Raw genomic sequence first — 15,014 nt, forward strand, 5'->3', positions numbered from 1 at the left:
GTGCGTGCCGCGGAATGCAGGCGACCGCACCGGGGTTGGCTGGTTCCACCACACCCCGTGCACCGGAGGCGAGTCCGACGTGACCGAAACCGACCTGCAGCGCAACAAGGACAACGTCCGGGCGTTCTACGACCTCATGTTCAACCGGAGCCGGCCCGCCGAGGCGATCGAGCGCTACGCCGGGGCGACCTACATCCAGCACAACGTGCACGTCGCGGACGGGAAGCAGGCGTTCATCGACTACTTCGAGCGGATGGCGGCGGAGTACCCCGGCAAGTCGGTCCGGTTCGTCCGCACGATCGCGGAGGGGGATCTGGTGGTGCTGCACTGCCACCAGAGCTGGCCGGGCGGTGACGACTGCGCCGGCATCGACATCTTCCGCGTGGACGACGACGGCAAGGTCGTCGAGCACTGGGACGTGCTGCAGATCGTCTCGGCCACCTCGGCGAACGCCAACGGGATGTTCTGATCACCCGGTGACGATCGTGGGTTCGTGGCGGACCGGGACGTTGACCGGGTTCGCGATGAAACACATCCGGAGCGGAGGCGGCGACCCCGGCACGTCAGCCGCGCGCGGCGGAATGGATGACCCGGGCGGCGGCGACGGCGTCCAGCCGGTCCGTCCGCAGGGTCAGGGTGAAGTGTCTCGCCGCGGCGAGCAGACCCTTGCTCGACCGTTCCCACCGGCGCGTCCAGTCGCGGACGGGCGGTCCGGGCAGCCCGCGGCCGGCCCTGGTCCGGGCCTCGTCGGCCGGGCACCACAGCAGGACGGGCAGCCAGTGGGGGGACTCGCGCTCGAACGCGGACCGCGCGTCGGCACCCTCGACGCACACGACCGGGAGGCGGCCCTGCTCGCGGAGCGCGGCCGGCCGCGCCCGGTCGTGCAGGACTCGGCCGGGCCCACGGTGAACCCGTGCACGATCTGCGCCCAGGCGCGCAGCTCGTCGAGGTGCGCGGGGGTGGCCCGCTCGGCGTCCACCGTCGGGTCGGTCGCGGTGCTCAGCGCCGGGAGCCGGGCGTAACAGCGGCGCAGGCCGGTCAGGGCGAACGCGACGGTGCGCTTGCCGCTGCCCGGTGGCCCGGCGAGCAGGATCCCGGAGCACGGCGGTGACGCGTCCACACCCACCCCCCGGTCGTTGCGAGATGCACGCTACCGGGGCGGGTCGAGCGGGTGCCGCGCGGCGAGGACGGCGTCGAAGAGTCGCCCGGCGGTGGCGGGCTCGATCGGTTCGCGGCTGAGGGCGCGCAGGACGATCGTTCCGGCGAGGGCCTCACCGAGCTCCAGGAGGGGGACGTCGGGCGAGACCTGGTCGGCGTCGGCGGCGGAGCGGAGTCTGCGGACGAAGGAGGCCTCGGCGGCGAGCGCGTCGCGCAGCCGCCGGCCGACGTCGGGGTGTTCGGCCGCCGCGGCGATCAGGGAGCGCAACAGGTCCTGGCCGCGCTGCTGTTCGAGCACCCGGAAGATCCGCTCGACCCAGGTCATGAAGTCGGCCCGCAGGTCACCGGTGTCGGGCGGGGTGAACGTCTCGGGCAGGACGAGGCCTTCGAGCAGGCACTCGGCGATGATGGCGCCCTTCGAGGGCCACCACCGGTAGACGGTCTGCTTGCCGACCTGGGCTCTCGCCGCGATGCCCTCGATGGTCAGCTGGTCGTATCCACGCTCCTCGAACAGGGCCGCCGTCGCGGTCAGGACGGCGAGCCGCGCTGCGTCGCTGCGCACGGGCCCACTCCGGTGTTCGGCCATCTCCCGATGATAATCTCGGCCGTCGAGACGAGACGAACCGTATCGTCAATATGCACGATCCGGTTACGAAGGGTGGGGGCATGGCGGGGCTGCTGTACCGGTTGGGGAGGTTCGCGGCGAGGCGGGCACGGGCGGTGATCGCCGCCTGGATCGCCGTGCTCGCCGTGGCCGGCGGGGCGTTCCTGGCCGGTTTCACGCCGCTCGCGTCGAACTTCGACATCCCGGGCACGGCCTCGGGTGAGGTGATCGCCGAGCTGGAGCAGGCGCTGCCCGACATCAGCGGCGCGTCGGGACTGGTGGTGTTCTCGACCACCGACGGGAGCCCGCTGAGCGACACGCAGCGCGAGGCGATCAGCGCGCTGGCCCGGGACGCCGAGGGCCTGCCCGACGTGGCGTCGGTGGTGGACCCGTTCGTCACCGAACAACAGCTCGCCGACCGGCGCCAGGAGCTGGAGGCCGGCCGCCAGCAGCTGGCCGACGGGCAGGAGCAGCTCGAACGGGGCCGGGAGCAGATCGAGTCCGGCCTGGTCCAGCTCGACGCAGCCCAGGCGCAGCTCGACGCCGCACGGGCGCAGCTGGAAGCGGCCGGTCTGCCGGCCGCTGCACTCGAGGTGCAGCTGGGGCAGCTGGACGCCCAGCAGGCGCAGCTCGACGCCCAGCGTGAACAGATCCCCCGGGAACGGGCGCGGCTGGACGAGGCGCAGGTCGAGCTCGACGAGAACCGGCGGGTCCTGGAGGTCGGGACGGAGCTGTTCGAGCTGTCCGAGGGCATCAGCACGGTCTCCGCGGACGGTTCGACCGCCCTGATGAACATCGCGTTCACCGAGCCCCGGCTGGAGCTGACCGAGGAGTCGAAGCAGGCGGTCGTCGAGCACTTCGGGTCCCAGCCGGTCGACGGGGTCGAGGTCTCGTTCTCGACCGACATCGCCCAGGGCGTGCCGAGCCTGTTCGGCGTCGGCGAGGCGGTCGGCCTCGCGGTCGCGGCGGTCGTGCTGGTGGTGGTGCTCGGATCGCTGCTGGCGGCGACGTTCCCGCTGGTCACCGCGATCCTCGGGGTCGGGATCGGCGTCGCGGGTGCGCTCGCGTTCTCCGGCGTCGTCGAGATGAACTCGGTGACCCCGGTGCTGGGCGTGATGCTCGGTCTCGCGGTGGGGATCGACTACTCGCTGTTCATCATCAACCGGCACCGCAGGCAGCTCGTCGAGGGAATGGACGTCGGGGAGTCGATCGGCCTGGCGAACGGCACCGCCGGCAACGCCGTCGTCTTCGCCGGGGCCACCGTGGTGGTCGCCCTGCTGGCGCTGAACGTGGTCGGGGTCCCGTTCCTGGGCGTGATGGGCACGGTCGCCGCCGTCTGTGTCGTCGTCGCGGTGCTCCTGGCGGTCACGATGACCCCTGCTCTGCTCGGGCTGGCGGGCACCCGCCTGCTCGGCCGTGCGGCCCGGGAGCGCGCCGGGAGCACCCCGCAGGCCACCGGTGCGGCGGTCGCGCCGATGCCCACCTGGCGCGCCCTGGTCACCGCTGTGGTGAGCATCGCCGCCCTGCTGGTGATCGCGGTCCCGGCGACCTCGATGCGGGTCGGCCTGCCCGACGGGTCGACCGAGCCGGAGGGCTCGGCCTCCCACACCGCCTTCACCACGATCGAGGAGAAGTTCGGCCCCGGCGTCAACGGCATGCTCCTGGTGTCGGCGGAGCTGCCCGCCGGGCTCGACGACGACGGGGTGCTCGACGCGCAGCTCGCGGTGGCCCGGGTGATCGCCGAGCAGGACGACGTGGTGGCCGTGGCCCCGATCGCGGTGTCCGACGACCACCGGGTCACCGCGTTCCAGGTCGTTCCCGCCGAGGGCCCCAACGCCGAGTCCACCGCGCAGCTCGTGACGGCGCTGCGCGCGCTCCCGGCCGTCGACGGGGACATCACGCTCGGCGTGGCGGGTCAGGCCGCGGTCAACATGGACATCTCGCAGAACCTGCTGGACGTGCTCCCGGTCTACCTGACCGTGGTGATCGGCCTGTCGCTGATCATCATGATCGGTGTCTTCCGTTCGTTCCTGGTGCCCCTCGTCGCGACCGCAGGGTTCGTGCTGTCGCTGTTCGCGACCTACGGGGCGCTGGTGGCGGTCTTCCAGTGGGGGTGGCTCGCCGGTCTGTTCGGCATCCACGCCACCGGGCCCCTCCTGAGCTTCCTGCCGGTGATCCTGGTCGGCGTGCTCTTCGGTCTCGCGATGGACTATCAACTGTTCCTCGCCTCGGGCATGCGCGAGGCCTACGTGCACGGCGCGTCCCCGCGCGTGGCCGTGGTCCAGGGCTTCCGTGCCGGCCGCGCCGTGGTCACCGCGGCGGGGCTGATCATGGTCTCGGTGTTCGCCGGGTTCGTCTTCGCGGACTCGATGATGATCCGCTCGATCGGTTTCGGACTGGCGTTCGGCGTCCTCGTCGACGCCTTCGTCGTCCGGATGCTGCTCATGCCGGCGCTCATGCACCTGCTCGGCCGGGCCGCGTGGTGGATCCCGCGCTGGCTCGACCGGATCCTTCCCGACGTCGACGTCGAAGGTGCGGCCCTGGAGCGCCGCCAACCGGCAGCCGAGGCCGCCACGGTCCGCTCCGGGTCGGAGACCGATGTCGTCGGGGCGGAGGGCCGGTCCTGAGCGCGCTCGTGGACCCGGTCAGTGGGCCGCGGTGCGGGATTCGTCGATCCGGGGGAGAGCGAAGGCCTCGGCGAGCAGTTCGTGGGAGCGGCGGCGGACCTCGGGCTCGGCGATCAGGTTCTGGACCATGATCTCGTCGGCCCGGCTCTCGGCGGCCATCTGCTCCAGGGTGGCGCGGACGTCGTCGGGGCTGCCGGCCACGAACCGCGGCCAGCGGCCGCCGACGATCACCGTGGGTTCGTCCCGCTCGGCCGGGGTGAGCTCGCGGGCGGCCTCGGCAGGCGTCGGGACCATCACGGTGGCCGCTGCGCGTCCGGCCCGGGCGAGCCGGGCGTAGAAGCCCTTCGGTGAGCCGGCCAGGTGGTGGCCCTCGGCGGTCGTCTCACCGACCGTCACGTTGACCCCGAGGATCGCCCGCGGGGTCTCGAGGCCGAAGCCCTGCGGGCGGAAGGCCCGGCGGTACCGCAGCAGCGCCGGGGCCGCGGCGGGCGGGTTGATGAACCCGGCGAAGGTGTAGCCGATCCCCAGGCCCGCCGCCAGGTTCGCCCCGTCCGGGCTGGACCCCAGCAGCCACGTGTGCGGAGTACTGGGCACGCTGGGGACCAACCGGTGCCCGTGGAACGGGTGGTCCTCGGGGAACGTCTCGTGCAGCCAGGCCAGGGTCTCCAGGACCTGCTGCTGGTGGTCGGCCCGGTGCGGGTTCTGCCGGTTCTGCTGCAGGGCGAGGTCGATGACCGGGCCGGCGGTCGCGCGACCCATGCCGAGATCGATCCGCCCGGGCGCCATCGCCTCGAGCTGGGCGAACATCTCGGCGACCTTGAACGGGCTGTAGTGGTTCATCAGGACCCCGCCGGAACCGAGCCGGATGCGCGAGGTCACGGTCGTGGCCGCGGCGATCAGCAGTTCGGGGTGGTGGGAGGCGCCCGAGGTCGCCAGGTGGTGCTCGGCGAACCAGATGCGGTGGAACCCGTGCCGTTCGGCGTGGCGGGCCGTCCGGAGGGACTCGGCAAGCGCAACGGCCTCCGAACCGTCCGGCCCGACGGTGCCGAGGTCCACGACGGACAGTCTCACGGGCGGACCTCCTGCGTCGGGCGGGGACGGGCCGCACTGTACCCGCATAGTTGGTTTGGCCAAACTTGTTGGTTATGGCGACCGGCGACTACGGTCCGGGTATGGGACAGGGCGCGGAGCTCGACGAGCTGGAGCGTTCGCTGGCGCTCGTCCTGCGGGGCCTCACCGACCGCGCCACCGTCAGTGATCTCGCCGAACGCAGCGGGCACGACCTGCCGCCGGCGTCCTGGGCGTTGCTGGAACACCTCGCCGCCCGCGGGGCGCTGCGGGTCTCCGACATCGCGGCCTGCCACGGTGTGGACGTGTCGTCGGTGACGCCTCGACTCAAGCGGTTGGAGACGGCGGGTCTGGTGCAGCGGGAACGCGCCGCCTCCGACGGTCGCGCGTTCCTGATCACCATCACCGCGGAGGGGACGCGCGCCCTGGAGAGCGTGCACGCCGCACGGCGCGAGATCCTCCGCGACGCGTTGTCCGGGGTGGAGCCGGGGCGCCTCGCCCACACGGCCGCCGTCCTGCGCCGCGTCGCGGATCACCTCGCCCGGGAGCCGGCCGGGACCCGGCACGGCCCCTGAACCCGCGGGCACAGCGCGCTGCCCGGTCCGGGTCGGCTCAGCTCCCGAGCAGGTCGGGGACCCAGGCGGCGGCGCGCGGGGCGGAGCCGCGTCGGGCCCCCCGACGCCACCCCGGAGGGCCACGCGATTCTGCGGGTGTGCACATCACCCCCGACGGGCCCGCCGGCCACGCGGAACCCCCCCCGCCGTCAACGACTACGACAGCTTCGCCGAGGCCTACACGGCCGAGACCGAGCACAACCTGGTGAACGGCCACTACGAGCGCCCCGCGATCCTCGACCTGGCCGGTGACGTCCGCGGCAGGCGGATCCTCGACGCCGGATGCGGATCAGGGCCGTTGTCCAGGGCACTGCGCGACCGGGGCGCGACCGTGACCGGCGTCGACTCCAGCTCTGCGATGCTCGACCTGGCGCGCCGCCGTCTCGGCGACGACGCCGACCTGCGGCTCGCGGACCTGCGCGACCCGCTGCCGTTCCGCGCCGCGTCCTTCGACGACGTGATCGCGTCGCTGGTCCTGCACTACCTCGAGGACTGGTCGGCGCCGTTGGCCGAGATGAGGCGTGTCCTGGCCCCGGGCGGGAGGCTGATCGCAGCCGTCGAGCATCCGTTCCAGAGCCGGCTGCAGGCTCCACCCGGCACCGACTACCTCGCGGTGCGCCCCTGGTCGTTCCAGTGGACCGTCGGCGGGCACGCGGTCACGATGCGGTTCTGGCACCGGCCGTTGCACGCCATTACCGACGCCTTCACCGCGGCCGGCTTCCGGATCGCCGGCATCGGTGAACCGCCCCTGGCCCCCGGCGCCCGGGAGGCGTTCCCGGAGCAGGCCGCGCACATGTCGTCGAACGCCTTCCCGTGGTTCCTGTTCTTCGTGCTGGAGGCCGGGTCGTCGCCGGGACCTCCGGGCCGGTGACACCGACGATCAGGTTCGTGGGTGGAGGCGAGCGGCCACGGCACGGCCGACGAGGCCGACGAGCAGCACGACGGCACCGGTGATCACGCTGGCGGGCGGAAGGGTGACGGCCAGCACGAGACACCCTGCCAGGCCCAGGAACGCGACAGCGGAGCGCCGCCGGTCATCGGGCCGATGGAGGGTGAGGGCGGCGCTGTTGGTGATGGCGTAGTACACGAGCACGGCGAAGCTGGAGAACCCGATCACCGTGCGCAGATCGAACGTCGACACCAGTACCAGCACCACGGCGCCGATCACGAGCTCGGCGCGGTGCGGGACCCGGTAGCGGGGGTGGACGGCGGCGAGGTGGTGCGGGAGCTCACGGTCCCGGGCCATCGCCAGGGTCGTGCGGCCGATCCCGGCCAGCAACGACAGCAGCACCCCGGCGGTGGCGACGACACCGCCGGTCCGCACCACCGCGGCCAGGACGCCGCCGTCGGCGTCGGCGGCGGTCGCCAACGGGGCCGCGGAGCCGGCGAGGGCCGCGGGGCCGACCGCGGCCAGTGCCGTGGCCCCCACGACGGCGTAGACGGCCACGACGATCCCCAGCGCGAGCGGGATCGCCCGGGGGATGGTCCGGGCGGGGTCGCGGACCTCTTCACCGAGCGTCGCGATGCGGGCGTAGCCGGCGAAGGCGAAGAACAGCAACCCGGCGGCCTGGAGGATCCCGAGCGGCCCGTGGGGGAACCAGTCGACCAGCTGCGCGGTCGACGTCCCGGCCCTGGTGAGGGCCCCGGCGACGACGGCGGCGAGTGCGACCAGGGTGAGGACCACCAGCACGCGGGTGAGGCGGGCCGTCTTGGACACCCCGAGGTAGTTCACGGCGGTGAACACCACCACCGCGGCCGCGGCCACCGGACGTGCCTGGTCCGGCCACGCGTAGGCGCCCAGGGTGAGCGCCATCGCGGCGCAGGAGGCGGTCTTGCCGATCACGAATCCCCAACCGGCGACGAACCCCCAGGTGGGGCCGAGCCGACGCCGGCCGTAGACGTAGGTACCGCCGGACTCCGGATGCAGTGCGGCGAGCCGCGCCGAGGAGGTGGCGTTGGCATAGGCCACCACGGCTGCGACGACGAGGGCGATCAGCAGCCCCGACCCGGCGGCCGCCGCCGCGGGCCCGAACGCGGCGAACACCCCGGCACCCAGCATCGAGCCGAGCCCGATCATCACCGCATCACCGAGCCCGAGCCGCCGGGACAGTCCGCCGCCCGGGGACGCGCGGGACAGGCCCTCGGGGCGGGGCGTGCCGGGGTCGGGACCGGGCGTCATCGCGTCTCCGTTGCTGGGTCGGGGATCGGGACGTGTCGGCTCGGTGATTCGGGCGGGTTCCGGCCGGCCCGCGGCCACCGGGCCGAGGCGGGCAGTTCCCGGGACACGGGCCGGACCCGTGGGTCCGGCCCTATGCTGATGTCCTGCGCCATCACAGGGTGCCCCCGGTGGGATTCGAACCCACACCGGTAGCCCTTTTAAGGGGCTTGCCTCTGCCGTTGGGCCACGGGGGCGCGATGCCAGCGTAGCCAGGGGGAGGTTCGCGATGGCGGGGACCGAGAAGGTGGACCTGCGCGGCGCCGCCGCGACCCTGCTGATGACCCTCTACATGCGGCGCCACGACGCACGCAGCCGCAGGCCGATCCTCGGGGACCCGTACGCCGAGGAGGTCTACGACCGTATCGAGCACGACGTCCACGGGCTCTGGCAGCTCGCGGGTGACGCCACCATCATCGCCTGCCGGGCCGCGGTGCTGGACGGGTGGACCCGCGCGTTCCTCGGGGGAGTCGCACGGCCAGGTGCTGCACCTGGGCTGTGGCCTGGACAGCCGCCCGCTGCGGCTGGCGCCGCCGCCGTCGTGCCGCTGGCTCGACGTCGACCAGCCGGAGGTCATGGACGTCCGGCGCAGGCTCTACGACTTCCCGGCACACGTCCGGCAGGTCCCCGGCTCGGTGACGGCGGAGAGCTGGTGGCGGGAGGTGGACCCGGACCGCGCGACGCTCGTCGTCGCCGAGGGGCTGTTCATGTACATCCGGCCGGCCGCCGTGCACGCCCTCGTCGACCGGATCGTCTCCGGGACCCGGCGTGCCGAGCTGGCGTTCGACGCGGTCTCGGCGTGGTCGGCGACCGCCTCCCGCTGGGCCCCGACGTTCCGGGCCCTCGGGACGTCGTTCCACTGGGCGTGGCACCCGGCCGACTTCGCGCGCCGGCACCGCACGCTGCGCGAGCTCGACGACATCGCGGTGATCGACGAGATGACCGTCCGGGATCCCAGGGTCTGGCTGCGTCCGTTCCTGTCCGCCGCCGGGCACCTCCCCGTGGTGCAGGACGCGCTCCGCGTCCACCGGTTCACCACCCGCTGAACGGTCGCACCGACGACACCGCGCCGACCGGCCGGCCCACCGACGGCGGCCGTTGCCTCCGCCCCCGGTCCCGGCCGCGGTGACCGGTCAGGGGCCCACCCGGCAGCGGTCGTCCAGCGCCTTCGTCAGCCGCGCCACCCGGCTGCGGCCCGCTCCGATCGGCGGGTACCTGCGGACGATCCCGGCGATCTGCGGCGAGGCCCGGCGGAACGACTCCGCGAGGTGCGCCGCAGCCACCTCCGCGTCCTCACCCGCAGCCACCTCCGCGTCCTCACCCGCCGCCAGCTCGGCCACCCGGGCGGCGCAGGCCGCCGCCCGCAGGACGTGCCCGACCTGGGACGTCCTGGCGACCTCGGAACCCCAGCCCCACACCTGGGCCGGGGGGTGCAGGTACGCGGCGGCCGCCGCGTCGCCGGCGGCCCGGGCCGCGAGCGCCGCGGGCTCCGTCGCCGCGGCGGCGCCGGCCCGGTGTGCCGCGAGCGAGGTGACCCGTTGCCGACGGGACCGCGGTGCGCCGTCGACGAACGCGCGCGCCGCCTCGACCGCCGCCCGGGGCCGGTCGTCACCGGGGTGCGCCGCCTCGAACACGCCGAGGAGCTCGTCGGCGCTGTGCAGCACGAACCGGGTCACGGCCCGCAGCTCGTCGGTCGTGACGCCCGGGGCGTCATCGTCGTGCGCCATGGCCCCGATCCTCGCAGCGGCCTGCGGCCCGGCGCCCGCCCGCTGGCGGGATCCTCGCGACACAGATCACCGCAGGTCGGCGGTATACCGCTCGCCGTGCGCCGGTCCGGTGTGCTCTGCTCACCGGAGTCCGTCGGCCGAAGGGGCACCGTGTCGTGATCGAGCTGTCCGCTGTTCTCGGTGTCGTCGTGGTCGCGCTCGGGATGGTGCTCACCCCCGGGCCGAACATGGTCTACCTGACCTCCCGGGCGATCTCCCAGGGGCGCCGCGCCGGGTTGGTCTCGCTGGCCGGTACCGCGGTCGGGTTCCTCTGCTACCTGGTGGCCGCGGCGGCCGGTCTGTCGGTGCTGTTCGTCGCGGTCCCCGCGGCGTACACCACGGTGAAGATCGCCGGTGCGGTCTATCTGGCCTGGCTGGCCTGGACGATGCTCCGTCCGGGCGGCCGCTCCCCGTTCGAGGCCCGCACCCTCGAACCCGAGTCGGATGCTCGGCTGTTCGGGATGGGACTGCTCACCAACCTGCTGAACCCGAAGATCGCGCTGATGTACGCGGCGCTGCTCCCGCAGTTCGTGAACCCGGCCGACGGGGCCGCCTGGAGCCAGCTGCTGCAGCTCGGCGGCACCCAGATCGTCGTCGCCGTCACGGTGAACGCGCTGATCGTGCTGACCGCCGCGTCGGTGTCGGGGTTCCTGGCGTCGCGGCCCCGCGCCATGACGGTCCAGCGCTGGATCGCCGGGACGGTCCTGGGCGGGTTCGCGGTGCGGACCGCGATCAGCCCGTCGCCGTCCGCTCCCTGACCGCGCCGCCGTCGAGCAGCAGCTCGGCCAGGTGCACCGCGGTGCGTCCGCGCAGGTCGGAGATCTGGGTGCGGCAGGAGAACCCGTCGGCCAGCACGACGGCGCCGGGATCGGCGTCGAGGGCGGGCAGCAGGTTCTGCTCGGCGACGGCCACCGAGACCTCGTAGTGCCCGGCCTCGACGCCGAAGTTCCCGGCCAGGCCGCAGCACCCGGCGAGGGCCCGGACCGACGCGCCGGCCCGCGAGAGCAGCTCCCGGTCCGCGGCCCAGCCCATGACGGCGTGGTGGTGGCAGTGCGGCTGGGCCACCACGGTCACCCCGGACAGGTCCGGCGGGGTCCATCCGTCCTGACGGGTGAGGAACTCGGCGAGGGTGAACGTGTTCGCGGCGACGGCGCGGGACTCGTCGGTACCGAGCAGCTCCACGGCGTCGCTGCGCAGCACCGCCGTGCAGGACGGCTCCAGCCCGACGATCGGGATCCCGGCCGCGGTGGCCGCGGCCAGCTCGGCCGTGGTGCGCCGCAGGATCCGGCGGGCCGCGTCGAGCTGACCGGTGGAGATCCAGGTCAGCCCGCAGCAGAGCTGCCGCCGCGGGACCCGCGGTTCGACACCGGCGCGGCGCAGCAGCGCCACGGCAGCCCGCGCGGCGGCGGGGGAGAAGCCGTCGGTGAAGCTGTCGGTGAACAGCAGCACCGGGGTGCCGCCGGTCGCCGCGGAGCGTCCGCTGCGCCGCCACCAGCGGCGGAACGGGGTCGTCGCGAACGGGGGCACCGACCGCCGGGTGTCGACCCCGGCCACCCGGAGCATCAGCGGCCCGATCCCGGGCAGCGTCGCGGCCCGGTTCGCCAGCCGCGGTGCGAGCCCGGCCAGGCGGGCCCAGCGGGGCAGCCATCCCAGCGAGTAGTGCGAGCGCGGCCGGATCCGTCCGGCGTAGGCGTTGTGCAGGACCTCGGCCTTGTAGGCCGGCATGTCGATCCCGGTCGGGCAGTCCGAGGTGCAGCCCTTGCAGGACAGGCACAGGTCCAGCGCCTCGTGCACCTCCGGGGCCCGCCAGTCCGGGCGCTCGCCGCGGATCAGCTCCTGCAGCACCCGGGCGCGGCCGCGGGTGGAGTCCTTCTCCTCGCGGGTCGCCAGGTACGACGGGCACATCAGGCCGCCGTGCCCGGAGTTGTCGGCGCGGCACTTCCCGACCCCGGTGCAGCGGTGCACCGCGTTCGTGAGGCTGCCGCCGTCGTGCTCGAAGCGGAACCCGCGGGAGGGCAGCAGCGGCAGGTCGGCGGTCACCCGCACCGCACCGTCGACCGGGTCCGGGTCGACGAGCACGCCCGGGTTGAGCAGGCCGTCCGGGTCGAAGACCGCCTTCAGCCCGCCGAACAGGCGCAGCGCCTCCGGGGAGTACATGGTCGGGAGCAGCGCGCTGCGGGCGCGGCCGTCGCCGTGCTCACCGGAGAGCGTCCCGCCGAACTTCGCGACCAGCGTCGCGGCGGCGGTCAGGAACTCACGGAACGCCGTCGTGCCGTCGTGCCGGTCGAACGGGAAGTCCAGCCGGACGTGGATGCAGCCCTCGCCGAAGTGCCCGAACGGCGCCGAGGTCAGCCCGTGGCTGTCCAGCAGCTCGTCGAACTCGGCCAGGTAGGCGCCCAGCGACGCGGGCGGGACGGCGGCGTCCTCCCAGCCCGCCCAGGCGCGGCGGCCGGACGGGGCGACGCCGGCGAGACCCGCACCGTCCTCCCGGATCCGCCACAGCGGCGCGGCGACGGCCGGGTCGTCGATGATCCGGGTGCGGGCGGAGATGCCGGACGAGGCCAGCGCCGACGCCCGGTCCATCGTCTCGTCCCGGTCGTCACCGGCGAGCTCGACGAACAGCCACGCCCGGCCCTCCGGCAGCTCCGGCACCCGGTCCGCGCCGCGCCGGGTGCGGACCACGTCCACCAGCCGGGAGTCGAGCCCTTCGCAGGCTGTGGGCCGGAAGGCGACCACCTGCGGCGCGGCCTCACCGGCGGCGACGATGTCGTCGAAACCCAGCGCCACCATGACCCGGTGCAGCGGGTCGCGCACCAGCCGGACGGTGGCCCCGGTGAGCACGCCGAGGGTGCCCTCGGAGCCGACCAGTGCCTGTCCGAGGTCGAACCGCTCGGGGAGCAGGTGCTGCACGGCGTAGCCGGACACCTGCCTGCCGAACCGGTCGAACTCGGTGCGCCCGACGGCGAGGAAGCCCGCCATCAGGTCCTGCAGCCGGGTGACCAGCTCGGCGCCACCGGTGACGGTGGGCCGGCCGGCGGCGTCGTAGGCGGTCCCGATCCGCTCGCCGGACGCGGTGAGGAGCTCCAGCCCGGCGACGTTGTCCGAGGTCCGGCCGTAGCCGAGGCTGCGGGCCCCGCAGGCGTTGTTGCCGATCATCCCGCCGATCGTGCAGCGGGTGTGTGTCGACGGGTCCGGCCCGAACCGCAGACCGTGGGCGGCGGCCCCGGCCTGCAGCGTGGCGTGCACGGTGCCCGGCTCGACGAGGGCGGTGCGGGTGTCCGGGTCGATCGAGAGCACCCGGTTCATGTGCCGGCTGAAGTCGAGGACGACGCCGGGGCCGATCGCGTTCCCGGCGACCGAGGTGCCCGCACCCCGGGAGGTCAGCGGAACGCCGAGCTCCCGGCAGACGGCGAGTGCGGCGAGCACGTCGTCGGCCGAGCGCGGGCGCACCACCGCCTGCGGCGGGATCCGGTAGAGCGACGCGTCCGTGGCGTAGCGGGCCCGGGTGCCGGGGTCGTCGTGGAACTCGACACCGGTCCGGCGCAGTGCGTCCGCCAGTGCGGGGTGGGCCCCGGTGGTGGCCCGTCGGCGGGGCGCGACGTCGAGCATGGGTCTCTCCCTGGAGATGACGAACAGGTCGCATGTTACATGCTACTTGTAGTAACCAGCATCGTCGGGGCCCGCAGCCCCGAGCGCACAACGGGCCGCACGCCGCTGTGAGACGTGGGCAACACTCCGCAACCTCACCGTTACCATTCAAATACGCATCTGAAATGCGTGTTCAGGACTCTGTCCGTCGACCGCGGACCGGCCGACCGCGGTCACCCCACCCGCGGCCGGCCCGCGCCGGCCCCCATTCCCGGAGCTGCAGATGGTCTGGGCCTCATGCCGATCGCCTGGTACGGGACCGACGAGCAGAAGCAGCGCTTCCTCGGGGCCGCCACGTCCGACCCGACGGGCGAGTACCTGGGTGGCTGGACCGCGAGCGAACCGCCCGGCAACCCGGCGGGCACCGCGAACTTCGACATCCCGTTGCCCCGGCCCGCCGGTGTCGGGCTGACCGCCGTGCGCGACGGCGACGACTTCGTGGTCAACGGACGCAAGTACTGGCCGTCGTCGGCCGGGTGGGACGAGCGCGGCGTCAACGCCGGGACGCTGATCGTCCGCACCGACCCCGGGGCTGGTGGCACCTCCGGCCTGTCGGCACTGGTCCTGGAGCGGGACACCCCCGGTGTGACCTACCGGCACCTCGACAAGATCGGGCACCGGCTCGCGTCCAACGCCGAGATCGTCTTCGACAACGCCCGGATCCCGGCGGCGAACCTACTGCCGGGCGCGCAGGGCAACGGGGACCTCGTCATCAACCGCAACTTCGCCTGGTCGGGTCCGGTCGCGGCGATCGCCGCGGTCGGCATGGCCCGTGCCGCCTACGAGATGGCCCTGGAGTTCGCGAAGGGCCACACCGCCGGTGCCCTCAAGCCGATCATCAACTTCCAGAACGTGGGTTACGTGCTCGGTGACGTGGCGTCCCAGATCGAGATGGCGCGCTACTTCTCCTGGCGCGCGGCGGACTACCTGGACAAGCACGACCAGCACGCCGAGCTGGTCGGTGCGATGAACAAGATCCAGGTGACCGAGCTGATGTTCCAGTGCGTCTACAAGTGCATGCAGATCGTCGGGGTGAACAGCCTGGAGCTGCAGAACGGCTTCGGCAAGATCCTCCGCGAGGCGGCCGTCCTGCCGATCTACGACGGCGGCAACATGGGCATGCAGCGCCGTCGGGTGCACGGCATCCTCGCCGACCCCGACTTCAACCCGCGGGCGATCATGGACGACGATTACGTCGAGTTCGGCAAGCACCATGAATCGATCGGCACGCTCGTCGGCTGAGCACCGTCGGTGACGGCTGCCGGCCCGGCGTCCACCGGCCGGCAGCCGTCGCGTCGAGCGAGGACGGCCCGC

The 15,014-nt window shown here is 73.6% G+C and carries 13 protein-coding genes and 1 tRNA gene; 7 read left to right on the plus strand and 7 right to left on the minus strand.

All coding sequences use genetic code 11. The annotated features are described in order from the left end of the window. Positions 1 to 79 precede the first annotated feature (79 nt). A complete protein-coding gene (locus AB0J24_RS13435; protein ID WP_358680159.1) occupies positions 80 to 469 on the plus strand; it encodes a nuclear transport factor 2 family protein in 390 nt (129 codons plus the stop codon). Between the two features lie 94 nt (positions 470 to 563). Here AB0J24_RS13435 and AB0J24_RS13440 read toward each other — a convergent pair whose 3' ends face one another. Both AB0J24_RS13440 and AB0J24_RS13445 read right to left on the minus strand, forming a co-directional pair. After that, positions 564 to 833, minus strand: a complete 270-nt coding sequence (locus tag AB0J24_RS13440; protein WP_358680162.1) for a hypothetical protein — start codon at positions 831 to 833, stop codon at positions 564 to 566. A gap of 317 nt (positions 834 to 1,150) precedes the next feature. Continuing rightward, positions 1,151 to 1,744 carry a TetR/AcrR family transcriptional regulator gene (locus AB0J24_RS13445; protein ID WP_358680165.1) on the minus strand — a complete coding sequence of 198 codons (594 nt, stop codon included), beginning with the start codon at positions 1,742 to 1,744 and terminating at the stop codon, positions 1,151 to 1,153. Positions 1,745 to 1,824: 80 nt separating this feature from the next. On the opposite strand from AB0J24_RS13445, the gene AB0J24_RS13450 reads away from it, so the two are divergent. Next, positions 1,825 to 4,389 (plus strand): MMPL family transporter, encoded by a 2,565-nt coding sequence (locus AB0J24_RS13450; RefSeq protein WP_358680168.1) that lies wholly within the window; start codon positions 1,825 to 1,827, stop codon positions 4,387 to 4,389. An 18-nt stretch (positions 4,390 to 4,407) separates the two neighbouring features. On the opposite strand, the gene AB0J24_RS13455 is transcribed toward AB0J24_RS13450, so the two are convergent. Beyond that, a complete protein-coding gene (locus tag AB0J24_RS13455) occupies positions 4,408 to 5,460 on the minus strand; it encodes an MsnO8 family LLM class oxidoreductase (protein ID WP_358680171.1) in 1,053 nt (350 codons plus the stop codon). 101 nt (positions 5,461 to 5,561) lie between these two features. Here AB0J24_RS13455 and AB0J24_RS13460 point away from each other — a divergent pair, with 101 nt between their 5' ends. Beyond that, positions 5,562 to 6,032, plus strand: a complete 471-nt coding sequence (locus AB0J24_RS13460; protein ID WP_358680174.1) for a MarR family transcriptional regulator — start codon at positions 5,562 to 5,564, stop codon at positions 6,030 to 6,032. A 241-nt stretch (positions 6,033 to 6,273) separates the two neighbouring features. Then, positions 6,274 to 6,942, plus strand: coding sequence for a class I SAM-dependent methyltransferase (locus tag AB0J24_RS13465; protein WP_358680554.1), 669 nt, complete (start codon positions 6,274 to 6,276; stop codon positions 6,940 to 6,942). Positions 6,943 to 6,951: 9 nt separating this feature from the next. Here AB0J24_RS13465 and AB0J24_RS13470 read toward each other — a convergent pair whose 3' ends face one another. After that, on the minus strand, positions 6,952 to 8,250 hold the full coding sequence (locus tag AB0J24_RS13470) for an APC family permease (RefSeq protein ID WP_358680177.1): 1,299 nt from the start codon (positions 8,248 to 8,250) through the stop codon (positions 6,952 to 6,954). A 159-nt stretch (positions 8,251 to 8,409) separates the two neighbouring features. Beyond that, positions 8,410 to 8,483, minus strand: a tRNA-Leu gene (locus AB0J24_RS13475). Positions 8,484 to 8,768: 285 nt separating this feature from the next. On the opposite strand from AB0J24_RS13475, the gene AB0J24_RS13480 reads away from it, so the two are divergent. Next, positions 8,769 to 9,332, plus strand: a complete 564-nt coding sequence (locus AB0J24_RS13480) for a class I SAM-dependent methyltransferase (RefSeq protein ID WP_358680179.1) — start codon at positions 8,769 to 8,771, stop codon at positions 9,330 to 9,332. An 87-nt stretch (positions 9,333 to 9,419) separates the two neighbouring features. Here AB0J24_RS13480 and AB0J24_RS13485 read toward each other — a convergent pair whose 3' ends face one another. Further along, positions 9,420 to 10,013: a putative immunity protein gene (locus tag AB0J24_RS13485; protein ID WP_358680182.1), complete on the minus strand. Its 594-nt coding sequence runs from the start codon at positions 10,011 to 10,013 to the stop codon at positions 9,420 to 9,422. Positions 10,014 to 10,168: 155 nt separating this feature from the next. On the opposite strand from AB0J24_RS13485, the gene AB0J24_RS13490 reads away from it, so the two are divergent. Then, complete coding sequence (locus tag AB0J24_RS13490) at positions 10,169 to 10,810, plus strand: LysE family translocator (RefSeq protein ID WP_358680185.1); 642 nt, start codon at positions 10,169 to 10,171, stop codon at positions 10,808 to 10,810. Here AB0J24_RS13490 and AB0J24_RS13495 read toward each other — a convergent pair. Continuing rightward, on the minus strand, positions 10,785 to 13,661 hold the full coding sequence (locus AB0J24_RS13495) for an FAD-binding and (Fe-S)-binding domain-containing protein (protein WP_358680188.1): 2,877 nt from the start codon (positions 13,659 to 13,661) through the stop codon (positions 10,785 to 10,787). The two genes, AB0J24_RS13490 and AB0J24_RS13495, sit on opposite strands and share 26 nt — an antisense overlap. A gap of 276 nt (positions 13,662 to 13,937) precedes the next feature. Here AB0J24_RS13495 and AB0J24_RS13500 point away from each other — a divergent pair, with 276 nt between their 5' ends. Beyond that, positions 13,938 to 14,942, plus strand: coding sequence for an acyl-CoA dehydrogenase (locus AB0J24_RS13500; RefSeq protein ID WP_358680190.1), 1,005 nt, complete (start codon positions 13,938 to 13,940; stop codon positions 14,940 to 14,942). The last annotated feature ends 72 nt before the right edge of the window (positions 14,943 to 15,014 follow it).

The sequence above is a fragment of the Pseudonocardia sp. NPDC049635 genome (assembly GCF_040659795.1).
In the GTDB taxonomy this organism is placed as follows: domain Bacteria; phylum Actinomycetota; class Actinomycetes; order Mycobacteriales; family Pseudonocardiaceae; genus Pseudonocardia.

Excerpts from the sequence above, each read along its gene's own strand:
- AB0J24_RS13500 (WP_358680190.1), top strand. The coding sequence starts at position 13,938 with ATGCCGATCGCCTGGTACGGGACCGACGAGCAGAAGCAGCGCTTCCTC.
- AB0J24_RS13470 (WP_358680177.1), bottom strand. The coding sequence starts at position 8,250 with ATGACGCCCGGTCCCGACCCCGGCACGCCCCGCCCCGAGGGCCTGTCC.
- AB0J24_RS13445 (WP_358680165.1), bottom strand. The coding sequence starts at position 1,744 with ATGGCCGAACACCGGAGTGGGCCCGTGCGCAGCGACGCAGCGCGGCTC.
- AB0J24_RS13485 (WP_358680182.1), bottom strand. The coding sequence starts at position 10,013 with ATGGCGCACGACGATGACGCCCCGGGCGTCACGACCGACGAGCTGCGG.
- AB0J24_RS13495 (WP_358680188.1), bottom strand. The coding sequence starts at position 13,661 with ATGCTCGACGTCGCGCCCCGCCGACGGGCCACCACCGGGGCCCACCCC.
- AB0J24_RS13450 (WP_358680168.1), top strand. The coding sequence starts at position 1,825 with ATGGCGGGGCTGCTGTACCGGTTGGGGAGGTTCGCGGCGAGGCGGGCA.
- AB0J24_RS13460 (WP_358680174.1), top strand. The coding sequence starts at position 5,562 with ATGGGACAGGGCGCGGAGCTCGACGAGCTGGAGCGTTCGCTGGCGCTC.